The 11,842-nt window shown below is 56.5% G+C and carries 12 protein-coding genes; 3 read left to right on the top strand and 9 right to left on the bottom strand.

What is annotated here, in order from left to right:
* Positions 1–11: 11 nt before the first annotated feature.
* Positions 12–818 (top strand): 5-deoxy-glucuronate isomerase, encoded by an 807-nt coding sequence (gene iolB / locus BUB72_RS03480; RefSeq protein WP_073140758.1) that lies wholly within the window; start codon positions 12–14, stop codon positions 816–818.
* Between the two features lie 16 nt (positions 819–834).
* Here the strand turns inward: iolB and BUB72_RS03485 are convergent, their stop codons facing one another.
* The 5 genes from BUB72_RS03485 to BUB72_RS03505 all read right to left on the bottom strand — a co-directional run bounded on the left by BUB72_RS03485 (position 835) and on the right by BUB72_RS03505 (position 7,474).
* Positions 835–3,048: a hybrid sensor histidine kinase/response regulator gene (locus BUB72_RS03485; RefSeq protein WP_073140760.1), complete on the bottom strand. Its 2,214-nt coding sequence runs from the start codon at positions 3,046–3,048 to the stop codon at positions 835–837.
* Between the two features lie 6 nt (positions 3,049–3,054).
* A complete protein-coding gene (locus BUB72_RS03490) occupies positions 3,055–4,242 on the bottom strand; it encodes an FIST N-terminal domain-containing protein (RefSeq protein WP_073140763.1) in 1,188 nt (395 codons plus the stop codon).
* Positions 4,243–4,278: 36 nt separating this feature from the next.
* Complete coding sequence (locus BUB72_RS03495) at positions 4,279–4,980, bottom strand: response regulator (protein ID WP_073140765.1); 702 nt, start codon at positions 4,978–4,980, stop codon at positions 4,279–4,281.
* Between the two features lie 112 nt (positions 4,981–5,092).
* Positions 5,093–6,856, bottom strand: a complete 1,764-nt coding sequence (locus BUB72_RS03500) for a PQQ-dependent methanol/ethanol family dehydrogenase (protein ID WP_073140767.1) — start codon at positions 6,854–6,856, stop codon at positions 5,093–5,095.
* 222 nt (positions 6,857–7,078) lie between these two features.
* Positions 7,079–7,474, bottom strand: coding sequence for a c-type cytochrome (locus BUB72_RS03505; protein WP_073140769.1), 396 nt, complete (start codon positions 7,472–7,474; stop codon positions 7,079–7,081).
* A 153-nt stretch (positions 7,475–7,627) separates the two neighbouring features.
* Between BUB72_RS03505 and BUB72_RS03510 the strand changes: the two genes are divergently transcribed.
* Together BUB72_RS03510 and BUB72_RS03515 are read left to right on the top strand one after the other, a co-directional pair.
* Positions 7,628–8,599 carry an ABC transporter substrate-binding protein gene (locus BUB72_RS03510; RefSeq protein WP_073140772.1) on the top strand — a complete coding sequence of 324 codons (972 nt, stop codon included), beginning with the start codon at positions 7,628–7,630 and terminating at the stop codon, positions 8,597–8,599.
* A gap of 58 nt (positions 8,600–8,657) precedes the next feature.
* A complete protein-coding gene (locus BUB72_RS03515; RefSeq protein WP_245814712.1) occupies positions 8,658–9,308 on the top strand; it encodes an ABC transporter ATP-binding protein in 651 nt (216 codons plus the stop codon).
* Here the strand turns inward: BUB72_RS03515 and BUB72_RS03520 are convergent.
* From BUB72_RS03520 to BUB72_RS03535, 4 genes are all read right to left on the bottom strand, one after another.
* Complete coding sequence (locus BUB72_RS03520; RefSeq protein ID WP_073141655.1) at positions 9,248–9,808, bottom strand: tetratricopeptide repeat protein; 561 nt, start codon at positions 9,806–9,808, stop codon at positions 9,248–9,250. The genes BUB72_RS03515 and BUB72_RS03520 overlap by 61 nt on opposite strands.
* 79 nt (positions 9,809–9,887) lie before the next feature.
* Positions 9,888–10,679: an ABC transporter permease gene (locus BUB72_RS03525; RefSeq protein WP_073140777.1), complete on the bottom strand. Its 792-nt coding sequence runs from the start codon at positions 10,677–10,679 to the stop codon at positions 9,888–9,890.
* Positions 10,676–11,392, bottom strand: a complete 717-nt coding sequence (locus BUB72_RS03530; protein ID WP_073140779.1) for an ABC transporter ATP-binding protein — start codon at positions 11,390–11,392, stop codon at positions 10,676–10,678. The genes BUB72_RS03525 and BUB72_RS03530 overlap by 4 nt, the downstream gene beginning before the upstream one ends.
* The gene (locus BUB72_RS03535) at positions 11,389–11,811 is read right to left on the bottom strand and encodes a cupredoxin domain-containing protein (protein WP_073140781.1); all 423 of its coding nucleotides are present in this window, start codon (positions 11,809–11,811) and stop codon (positions 11,389–11,391) included. Before BUB72_RS03535 ends, BUB72_RS03530 begins: the two co-directional genes overlap by 4 nt.
* Positions 11,812–11,842: the final 31 nt, after the last annotated feature.

Raw genomic sequence — 11,842 nt, forward strand, 5'->3', positions numbered from 1 at the left:
TAGCCCCCGATATGGCGGATCTTCAGCGAAAACCATGCGGCACCCACGGCAAGGTGCATGACATCACGCCTGAATCGGCTGGCTGGCGCTATGTCGGGTTTGCGCTTCATCGCTTGCGGGCCGGTGAACGCATCGCGGAAGCGACGGGTGATCGCGAGGTGATCCTTGTCATGGTTGAAGGAAAGGCCGCGATACAAGGCGCTGAACGGGATTGGGGCGTTTTAGGGGACCGGATGAGCGTGTTTGAAAAAACACCGCCGCATTGCCTTTATATGCCGAACGGAACCGATTGGGCGGCGGTGGCTGAAACCGAGTGCGTCATCGCTGTCTGCTCCGCACCCGGGAAGGGCGGGCATGAAGCGCGTCGGATCGGGCCGGATGGCATCACACTGACAGAGCGCGGCAAAGGCACCAACACACGCCACATCAACAACATCGCGATGGAGAACGAGGACTACGCGGATAGTTTGCTCGTGACCGAAGTATTCACGCCTGCGGGACACTGGTCCTCCTATCCCAGTCATCGCCACGACGAGGATGACTACCCACGAATTACTTACCTCGAAGAGACCTATTACCACCGGCTAAACCCGGCCAACGGGTTCGGTATTCAGCGCGTTTATACCGACGACGGGCAGCTGGACGAGACGATGGCGGTGGCCGATGGGGATGTGGTTCTGGTGCCGCGTGGACACCATCCTTGCGGCGCGCCCTATGGGTTCGAGATGTACTATCTGAATGTGATGGCCGGGCCGCTTCGGAAATGGCGCTTCCTACCAGCACCGGAGGTGAAGTGGATAATGGACCGAGACGCCTGAAGGCATCGAGAATGGCCTAAAACTCCACGTGGCGAGCCGTCGGGATTTGGGACAGGAAGCCTCTCAGGCTCTCTTTGCTGATCGGCTTTTCAAGCAGCCGCAGCGACAGGCGCTTGCATGTGTCCTTCAACTCTTTGGAGCGGTTGGCTGACACGATGGCGGTTGGGACGTCCCGATAATCGGCGGACAGGGATTCGTAGAATTCGGTGCCCGTCCGACCGTAACCGAGGTGATAATCCAAAAGCATCGCATCGGGTATCAGTTCGATTTCATGAAGCAGGGCGGTCGCTTCTTCGGCGCTATGTGCATGGATAACGGATGCGCCATGGCCCTCGATCATCATCGACATGGCACTTGCCAGCTGGGGGTCGTTTTCGACAAGCATGAACAAGAGGCCGTGCAAGTTTTTTGCGTCTCGGGATGGAGAGAATTCTTCAGGCTGCGTGCGCTCCGTTTTCGCGTCGTTGACTGGAACCATCAGTGAAAAACAACTCCCGACACCTGGTGCGGACCATAGGTTCAACTCGTGATCCAGACCTTTACAGGCACGCTCAACAATCGCCAAACCCAGCCCAAGACCCGCTTCCGAGTTGGTGGCATCAAGCCTGTGGAACTCTTGAAAAATCGTACGCTGTTCGCTTTCTGGGATGCCACGTCCGGTATCCCAGACTTCGATTTTTGCACGCTCCCCCACGCGTCTTACACCGACAAGCACTCGGCCTTGGTTAGTATAGCGGATCGCGTTGGATACGAGGTTTTGAACGATCCGACGCAGATAGCCCGGGTCGCTGCGCACGCTCAAATCGCAATCTACGATCCTAAGCTCGATGCCCTTTTTGTTCGCCAATGGCGACAACTCGTCACGAAGCGGGGCGAAGATGCGCGACAGGTTGAGCGGCTGAACTTTAAAGACCGCTTTGCCTGCGTCGAGTTTTGAGATGTCGAGCAAGGCCTCAATGATTTGCTCCGCGCCCATCAAAGCGGTTTCGGTTTTTGCGATAACCTCCAGCGCCTCCGGATTTTCAACCTTGTCGGGCAACGAGGAGATGAAGAGCTTTGCTGCGGAAAGCGGTTGCAAGAGGTCGTGGCTTGCCGCTGCCACGAACCGGCTTTTGGAGGCATTGGCCCGCTCGGCCTCCGCCAGTGCAACACCCAGTTCCTGAGTGCGATCCTGAACGCGGCGTTCAAGAAACTCGTTCATCTCATAAAGCGCCCGCGCGGTTTCACGCTCTGCAGTGACGTCCGTGAAGCTGATCACAAACCCGCCATCCGGCATTTCCTGCGCGAAGACGTTGAAAATTTGATTGCCGCCACGACTAACTTCGAACGCCATGGGCCGACGCCTGATGGAATGGTTGGCCCATTTGCTGAGATGCTCGGCGTCAAATCCGTCATGGAAAACCAGATCATCCCGTAACCGGTCCAACAGCGTGGAAAATTCCATACCGATCGCTGCACGCCTGCGCGGGGGGGCGAGCATACCGTCCATTTTCTTGTTCCAGCCGACAAGAATTTGGTTGTGGTCGAAGATGCAGACGCCTTGATTTAGGTGGTCCAGCGTGGCTTGAAGCATTTTGGCTTGCTGGTCGCGCATCTTGTCGCGTTCCTGACGCTCCATGCGGATGATGTCGGTCACATCGGTTTGCAAGATGACGGTGCCGCCCCGGGACGTCCGGTGTTCGCTGACTTGCAACCAACGGTCCCAGAGAAGTTGGACGTTAAACACCACATGCTCGTCGCCGTGGCGCTGCATCCGTAGCTGAGCCCATTCTTGGGGCTGCTGGCCCTCAGGCAGTGCAAGAAAGCGACTGCTGGAGATCAAAGAGACATAGTTTTGAAACGGAAGTCCTGCGACCAGCCGTTCCTCAATATCCAGCAAGTCGCGACAAAAACGACTGTTGGAGAGAACCAGCCGATCTTCGGTGTCAAAGAGCGCGAAGCCTTCGTTGATCGTCTCGATCGCTTCGGTCAGGTTGGCGCGCGCGGTTTCTGTTTCAAGGTTCGCGATCTCGAGGCGGGCGTTTGAATCTTGAAGTAGATCAAGCGTTCGCTCCAGCGCCCGCGTGCGCTCGCGAACTTGCGTCTCCAGCAACGCGGCGCGTTCGAACTGTTGATAGGCAAGGCCGGACTGCTCGTTCTTTTGCTCTACACGCCGCATGAGAGACTGCGCGATCTGCAACAGCTTCTCGTTCTGGCGCTCGACTGAATCGGCGGGGTTAATCAACGACATCTGAGGTCACTCTGAAGATGACTCGGTGTGGTAGAAGGCCACGCCGCTCATCGTATGGTTCACGTGCAAAGGCCCAATCTGTTCGCCATAGGTCGAAAATCCCGTCACCCGATGGGAGGACAAAATATCGGAAAGCTCTCGGCTCATCTGCGTTTGCTCGGCCTCGATCCGGCGCAAGATGCAATCGCATCCGATAATGTTGGCAGGAACACCGTCCTTGGACAGGTCTTCCATCTTGCGGCGCAGGTGTTCGGCCATGTTGTCCGGCTTCGCGACGGTCAGAACCATTCCTTCGTCGATAGCAGAGAAGAAAACCAGTTCACCCGCGTCGTTTACTTGCTGGATCGCCCGAACATGATGGGTGCCACCGATCCGCACCACGACAGGATGCGAGGCAAAGGTGAAGCGGTCGAGCTGTTCGGGGTCCTTGCCGACAATTCGCGCGTATTCACGAGCGGCGGGTTCTGCGTTGATAGACTTAACGATGCGTCGGTCCGGATCAGCTTCGGTCACCACCATTTGCCGTTCGGTGGGTACAAGGTGGTCAAGGCTGAAGACGCGAGCTTTGTGACGGCTTCTCATCAAGGTCAGTACAGCTGCATTGCTGGAAATTTTGCCGTTCAGGGCTACGAGTGTCTCGCCGAAATCAATCCCGTCGCCGGCCGAGCCGCCAAAAATTGGCATGTCGCGCAGGGCAGGGGAGATGGTCGCGGCCAAGGTGTCTTCGCTAAGTGACAGCCCGTCGACCACAAGGAAGGCAAAGCCGTGTTCCATGTCGGGATTCAGCTCTTGCAAGGCAACACGTTCCAACGCGATACGGTCGATGAGGGGCTGGGCGTGCAGGTCTTGGATACCTTCAATCAATAGGGATTTGGTTGCAAACCCAGACTTTGGAAAACCGATCGCAACGATGAGCCCTTCGTCATACCCGGTGTTGCCAATCTCTCCGGCGGTCGTACAGGCCAGAACATCCGTATCGGGAAAACACCGTTCGGCTTCGGCAACCACATAGCTGAAATCCGCAAGGGGGCTGACGAACAAGGCCACTGCGCTAAAAAGGGTCGACCCAAGTTCTTTGAGTATCTGCGTCACGGGAGACGTGTTCGTCCATGGCACTTGCGCAGTACACAAAATGCCCGAAGGAGCACGGTCCTTCAATGCGGTTACGTCTGCAGTCCCACCGTCAACCAACATGTTGAATTAATCTCCCTGAGCCCGACGATACGGCGCTCAATCAGAGCTTGGCAAGACCCTTGCAAATTTCGCATCCTGCGCCACCAATACGGCCTGTGTTCTGCTTTGAACGCCGAGTTTGCGCATGATCGCAGTGACATGAGCTTTGACCGTGGTCTCCGCAATCGACAGGTCGTAGGCGATCTGTTTGTTGAGCTTGCCCTCACAGATCAGCTCCAGAATACGGGCCTGTTGATTGGTCAGTGAGGAAAGGCGTGAGACGGTTTCACCGGTTTCCTCGGAAGCGTTTCCTTCAACGAAACCGGAAGGCTTGTATATGCCGCCATTTGCGATGTGCTCTATCGCCTCTTTGAAGATCGAGCGGCGGCTATGTTTTGGAACAAAGCCCGAAGCACCGGCAACGATGGCACCGTTGATGATCGAGTTGTCAGTCATAGAAGATACGATCACGACCGGTGATTTTTCGGCGCGCCGCTTTAAGCGCATCAGCCCGTCAAGGCCGCTCACGTCTGGCAGGTTGAGGTCAAGCAGGATCAAAGAAGGTGGTGTTTGCCCGTCGAGCCGTTGAAGCGCGGCTTCAAGGCAATCGGCCGTAACGACTTCGCTGAAATCCGCGACCGACTTCAGCGTGAGTTCCAACGCGTCGCAAAAGAGGGGGTGATCATCAATGATCAAAGCCCAGCCTTTCTGCAATTGCTGTTTGATAGGTTCAGATGTGGGCAAGCCATGTGGTGTCATGGGGGTAGACTAGCGCGTTGGCATGGTCTCGGTCACTTGCCAAAAGGTCTTAGTCTAAGAAAAGAAAGACGCCCCCTAAATTGAAGGAGGCGTCCAATGTTTTTTGATCGGTTTATTTAGCCGCAAGCTGTGCGGGCAGACGGAATGTCCACAGCAGACCACCTTGGTTGAGGTAGTTCACCTTCTTGGCGACTTCACCACCCCAAAGCGGGACAGCGCCGCCCCAACCGGAGATCACGGTGACATATTGCTCGCCATCCTGTTCCCAGGTGATGGGCTGGCCGACAATTCCGGAGCCTGTCTGGAAGGACCAAAGCTCCTCGCCTGTCTCGTCATCAAATGCGATGAAGTTCCCTTCTGGCGTGCCGGTGAAGACAAGACCGCCTGCGGTTGTCATCACGCCACCCCACAGAGGAGCGTCGTTCTTGAACTCCCACTTGATTTCACCCGTGTCGGGGTCGATGGCCTTCAAGCTGCCGATGTGGTCCTCGTAGTTTGGCTTGATGGTGAAGCCGGAACCCAGATAGGCAGCCCCTTTTTTGTAGGTGATCGGCTCGTTCCAGATATCCATGCCCCATTCATTGGAAGGCACATAGAACAGGCCGGTCTTGGGCGAATGCGCCATTGGCATCCAGTTCTTGCCACCAAGGAAGGACGGGGATGCGAAGACAACCTCGCCTTTCTTGCCATCTGCTGCTGCCGTTGGGTCGCCCGGGCGGCCCTCTTCGATAAAGATTGGACGACCGGTGTCGTCGATGCCTTCCGCCCAAGTGATGTCTTTCACAAATGGCACAGCCGAGACGAATTTTCCGTCCTCGCGGTTCAGCACATAGAAAAAGCCGTTCCGGTCAGCCGTGGCCCAACGCTTGTTGTCGGAACGGTCGGTGTAGGCCACCACTTCGTTCACGCCGTCATAGTCCCAGCCTTCGCGTGGGGTGGTCTGGTAGTGCCACTTGATCTCGCCCGTTGCAGGGTCGATGCCGATGCGGGAGGCGGCATAAAGGTTGTCGCCCTTGTTGCCCTCGACCGGTGTGCCAGCGTTCCGAAGGTGGCTGTTCCACGGGGCAGGGTTGCCTGCACCAAACACCAAGGTGTCCGTGTCGGCATCGTAGGATCCGCCAAGCCATGTGGCCCCGCCGCCAGTCTTCCACATGTCACCAGGCCAAGTCGCGTTCAGCTCACCCGTCATGGTGGATTCTTCACCGTTCAGGGTGCCCATGTGCCCTTCGATCACGGGGCGCGTCCAAACCAGATCACCCGTTTCCGCGTCGCGCGCTTGCACTTCGCCAACGATGCCAAATTCACCGCCGGAGTTGCCGGTGATGACCAAGCCTCTGACGATCAGCGGCGCTGCGGTGTAGCTATAACCCGCTTTGTAGTCAGCAATCTTTTTGTTCCAGACGACGTCGCCGGTCTTCGCGTTCAGCGCGACCATTCGGGCGTCAAGCGTGCCGAAATAGATGTTGTCGCCAAAGATCGCGGCACCACGGTTTACAACGTCACAGCAAGGCAGGATGCCTTCAGGCAGGCGGGCGTCATATTGCCAGATTTCCTTGCCTGTCTTGATGTCGATCGCATACATCCGCGAATATGATCCGGTGATATACATCACCCCATCGTGCACCAAAGGTTGTGTTTCTTGCCCGCGCTGCTTTTCGCCTCCAAGCGAAAAGGCCCACGCAGGAACCAGATTTTTGACGTTGTCTTTGTTGAGCGTTTCCAGAGGCGAGTAGCGTTGCAGATGGCGCCCCATACCATTCGTCAGCACATCGCCAGTAGACGCCGTGTCGTTCAGAAGCATTTCTTCGGTGACTTCCGCATGTGCAACACCTGTTGCCAAAACTGCGGCTGTCACGGCCATTACGAACCTGTTCATTGTGGTTCCTCCCTTTGCCGTTCCAATAAGGTCGCGCACCAATTCAGAGCGCAGACCGACCCGAGGGTGAGTATTCTTAGAAAGACTGTTTCTAGATATTGAACATTGGTCGTAAGACCCCAAACGCCTTGACACAGAGAGGCGGCATCTTGATTTTGATGCGACTCACAGGCGCTCGGCGCGGGTAGCCCTAGGCAGCCGCGCCGAATTTTAATCGCCGCTTCAGTTCTTTAGCGTGGCCAAATAGGACAAGATGAAGTCTTGAACGGTGCGGTCGGTGATGCCGACGTGACGCATTTTCGTGCCGGGCATGAAGCCTTGGTTGTCTTCCATCCAAGCCCTGAGGGCGGCGGGCGTCCAAACGATTGGAGCATTGGCGAGCGTTTCTGAATACTCGTAGTCGGCCACAGTACCAGCATGCCGTCCAATAATGCCGATCAGTGTAGGGCCATAAGACGGGTCTGATGAATTGTCCGCGTGGCACCGATGACACTCGGCATCGAACAGGGTTTTACCCGCTTCAACCTTTACGTTCTCGTAGGCGGCTCCGGCGAAAGCTGCGCTGCTTGCAAGCCCTGCCGCAAAAGCGAGGCTGCTAAAAAACTGTGTGCGTCCCATATCAAATCTCCTGTTTAGGTCATGTAAGGGATGCACCTGTCTGGGATGCGCTAAGTTGATCTGCATCAAGCTCTCGGTGGTTCTCACGTTGTCCTTTGGTCGTATTTCAGCAGGGCTGACCAGTGGTAGTCTTGCTACAAACGGGAGGCATACATGACATTCTTTAACTCGCTCGGTGGCGCTATGGTCGCTGCCCTTTTGACGACGGCAGCTTGGGCAGAGGCCCCGGCATTGCGGGCTGCCGTTTTGAAGTTTGGCACCGTGAATTGGGAGCTGAACACGATCAAACAACACGGGTTGGACGCCGCGAACGGCTTTGATCTACAGGTGCAAGGCGTGGCGGGCAGTTCCGCCGCGCAAGTCGCGTTTCAGGGCGGTGAGGCCGATGTGATCGTCTCCGACTGGCTTTGGGTCGCACGGCAAAGGGCGTCGGGGAAAGACTATGTGTTCATCCCGTATTCCAAGGCGGTAGGCGGTTTGCTGGTCGGCAAGGACAGCACAGCGCAAACACTTGCAGACCTAAAAGGAACCAAGATCGGTATCGCCGGTGGACCTTTGGATAAAAGCTGGCTGATTTTGCGCGCCTACGCCGAAAAGAACTACGGTATGGATTTGGCTGCAGAGACCGAGCAGGTTTTCGGCGCCCCACCGCTGATCTTCAAAACAGCACTGTCTGGCGAGACCGCCGGTGCGATTAATTTCTGGCACTTCATGGCGAAGATGGAAGCCGCAGGGATGCGCAAACTGGTGGACGTTGCAGATGCAGCCAGCGATCTGGGGCTCGACCCCAACACGCCGCTTTTGGGCTATGTTGTGAAAGGCGAATTGCTAAGGAACCACCCTGATCTGGTTAACGGGATGGCTGCGGCGTCGCGCGCCGCCAAAGAAATCCTAGCCGAGGACGACGCCGAGTGGGACCGCTTGCGCCCGAATATGAACGCGAAGACGGATGCCCAGTTCGAAGCGCTCAAGGCAGGCTTCCGCGCGGGCATACCCGACGCGGGCCCCGTTGACGAGAAGGCGGCAGCCCGCATGCTCGCGCTTATGGTCAAGCTAGGGGGCGAAGACTTGTTGGGCAAAGCAACAGAGTTGCCCGAGGGCACGTTTTTGCAGAGCGGCAACTGATGTGCTGCGCGCGGTGACCAGCCTCACCAGCTCACAGCCGGACACAACGAGACCGGTTTTGGATTTACAGGTAACCTCGCTGGATTTGGGAGGCTTGCCGATTTTGGGAGTGTTCTCGCTTCAGGTCAAGCGAGGCGAGACGCTGGCATTGGTGGGGCCATCCGGCATCGGCAAGACGTCCCTCCTGCGGATCATTTCCGGATTGGAACGCGACTATGGCGGTCAGTGCCATGTAGAAGGTGTGGTTGCGATGGTGTTTCAAGAGCCAACCGTGCTGCCGTGGCGATCGTTGCGCGACAACATTCGCATCGCGACTGGAGTCTCGGTGGCTGAAGCGGATCAGGCATTGGCGGATGTCGGTCTTGCGGGCAGGGAAGATGATTTTCCGTCGCAGTTATCCCTTGGGCAGCAACGGCGCTTGTCACTGGCCAGAGCTTTTGCAGTCAAGCCAGACTTGTTGCTGATGGATGAACCCTTCGTATCACTCGACCCCGAGTTGGTTGAGGAGATGATGGAGCTGTTTGCCACTCTGAGGGCAGCGCATCAGGTGACGACAATTCTGGTCACCCATGTCGCGGAGGAAGCCCGAAAGCTCGCCAGCCGCATCGTTACTTTAGGGGGAACGCCAGCCAAGGTGATCAGCGATGTTCAGAACAAGGGCGCGTATTTCCAATTGTCGGCGTCCGGCGTTACTTCGTCCAAATCATAGTCGGCACCTTGCAGTCGCTTCGCAATCTGCAGACCGTCATTGGCCGCCTCGTCGACGTACTGACGCCCAAGGTCTTCATTCCGGTCAACACCGTGGCCACGGATTAAACCGATACCATAGTTGAACTTGCCAACAGGATCCCCGGCATCGGCCGCGCGCTTGTCCCATGCGGTGGCGGCGTCCGGATTGTAGTCACCACCAAGCCCGTTGTTTTCCAGCTGGCTCATCCACGTCATCGCACCGGTATATCCCGCCTCCGCGCATTGTTTGAAGAACTTGCGCGCAAGATCGTGGCTTCCGGATTTGGTGACGTAGTAGCCCATCGCGCAAGTTACCGTATCGGTCATTCCCAGCTCTATTTTACGCTTGAGCATGCCAATCCCCGTGTCTTGCGGGTTCAGTGTTCCGTGCTGTCCCTCAATGGTCCTAGAAGCTGTTTCTGCCGAGAGGGCAGACATTGGAACAAGCAGGCAAGCAGCAATGACGACAAGTCTGTTCATTTGAATATATCCCGAGTTGTTGCGGTTAGAATAGCAAACCTCGCCTGAAACCTCACCCATGTCGTGGTCGTAGGATAGGTCAGCCTCTGCGACTTATTCCGGTTCGGGCGGGATTATATCCCCACAGCGCAGCTGCGGTGAACATGATTGTCACGAGCACTGTCCAAAGGAAGGCAGGCCCGTTGAAGCTGGCGTAAAGCGCGAAGCGGATCAGCTCCACGGCGTGTGTAAATGGATTAAGCGCGCAAATTGTGTAGAGCAGTTTCGAGGACTCCGCCATTTTCCAAAGTGGGTAAAGTGCGGAAGAGAGGAAGAACATCGGGAAGATCACAAAGTTCATCACGCCAGCAAAGTTTTCCAATTGCTTGATGAAACTCGACAAAAGCAGGCCAAGCGCCCCAAGCATGACCCCAGCCACGACCAGCGCGGGCAGGACCGTGACATATCCGATCGCAGGCATGGTGATACCGAAAGCGGCTGCGATCGCCAGAAAGGCATAGGCTTGCAGAACCGAGATGATGGTGGAGCCGAGGAGCTTGCAAAACAACAACCACCATCGTGGCAACGGGCTGGTCAGAAGGAGTTTCATCGAGCCCATTTCGCGATCGTAAACCAAACTAAGAGAGGATTGCATCCCGTTGAAAAGAAGGATCATTCCGCATAATCCGGGCACGATGTAAGTCTCGTAGGTGATGTAGGTCTGGTAGGGTGGAATAATGCTCAGGCCAAGTGCGGCGCGGAACCCTGCGGCGAACACCAACAGCCAGATGAGCGGGCGAACGAGCGCTGCAATAAATCTCTCGCGTTGGTGGATGAAACGCAGCGCCTCGCGGGTAACGATGGCGCGCAGGGAGGTCAGGTAAGCGCTCATACAGGCGCCGCGGTGAGGTCCAGGAACCTGCTTTGCAGCGGGGCTTTGCCGCTTATGTCACGCGCTGTTCCATCGGCCAGAATATGTGCTTGATGCAGGATGATCAGCCGGTCATCATCGCGCACTTCATCGGTAAGGTGGGTCGCCCAAAGGATTGTTGTGCCGTCAGCGGTCAAATCATGAACGTGACTTGTGATGGACGCCCTTGCGGCAGCGTCAAGTCCTACCGTTGGCTCGTCAAGCAGCAAAACCATGGGGTTATGGATCAAAGCTCGTGCGATTTCGGCGCGGCGTTTGTGGCCACCGTTTAACGTGCGGGCCTTCTCGTCGGCGCGTTCCAGCATGCCTAGACGGTCCAGCGATGCATCGATGCGCCGCGTTGCGTCTGCGCCGGATATGCCGTGAAGTGCTGCGAAGTAGGACAGGTTCTGGCGCACTGTCAGGTCTAGATCCAAAGTGGTTTGCTGGAAGACAATACCAAGCTGTGCCAATGCCTTGCGCGGCGAACGTGACAGATCGTGACCTGCGATCTCTATATGCCCGTTCGGTGACACGAACAGACGCGTCAGCAGGTTGAACAGCGTAGATTTTCCGGCTCCGTTCGGACCCAGAAGGGCGCAGAACTCGCCGGTCTTCAACTCGAAACTCACCTCGTTCAACGCGATCTTCGCGCCGTAGTGGTAGCTAAGATTAGAGACTTTCAGTCCAGTCATTCGATGGTGATTTCAACGCGTTGGGTTTCGCCAGTCGTTCCCGGTATTTTCAGGTAGTAACGCCCCGGCTTGATTGCCACGAACCCTATTTCCATTTCCCCTGCCTCGTCAAATTCGATGCTGTCGAGGCCGAGAGGGCGGATTTCCAATCCTTCCACCACGATTTCGTCGACCCAGATCGCCCGAAAGAACTCGGGGCCAACCAAAGCCAGTTCCTGCGACCCGTCACCTTGTATCTCGAACTCGTAATACGTGCCGGACTTCAGCACCCACGGGGCATCGGATAGTGGCACGCCTGATGACAGGATGATCGGTGGCAGATCTTCTTTGTTCTTGCCGGATAACAGGCCAGCTGCACCAAAGCCTTCCGCATATACTGCCGAGGTGGTGAGGATTAATGCCAAGAGAGCTGAGCGCATGGAGATTCCTTTCGGAGTTGCTGCGAAAGTT

The organism is Litoreibacter ascidiaceicola (genome assembly GCF_900129235.1).
Lineage (GTDB): Bacteria > Pseudomonadota > Alphaproteobacteria > Rhodobacterales > Rhodobacteraceae > Litoreibacter > Litoreibacter ascidiaceicola.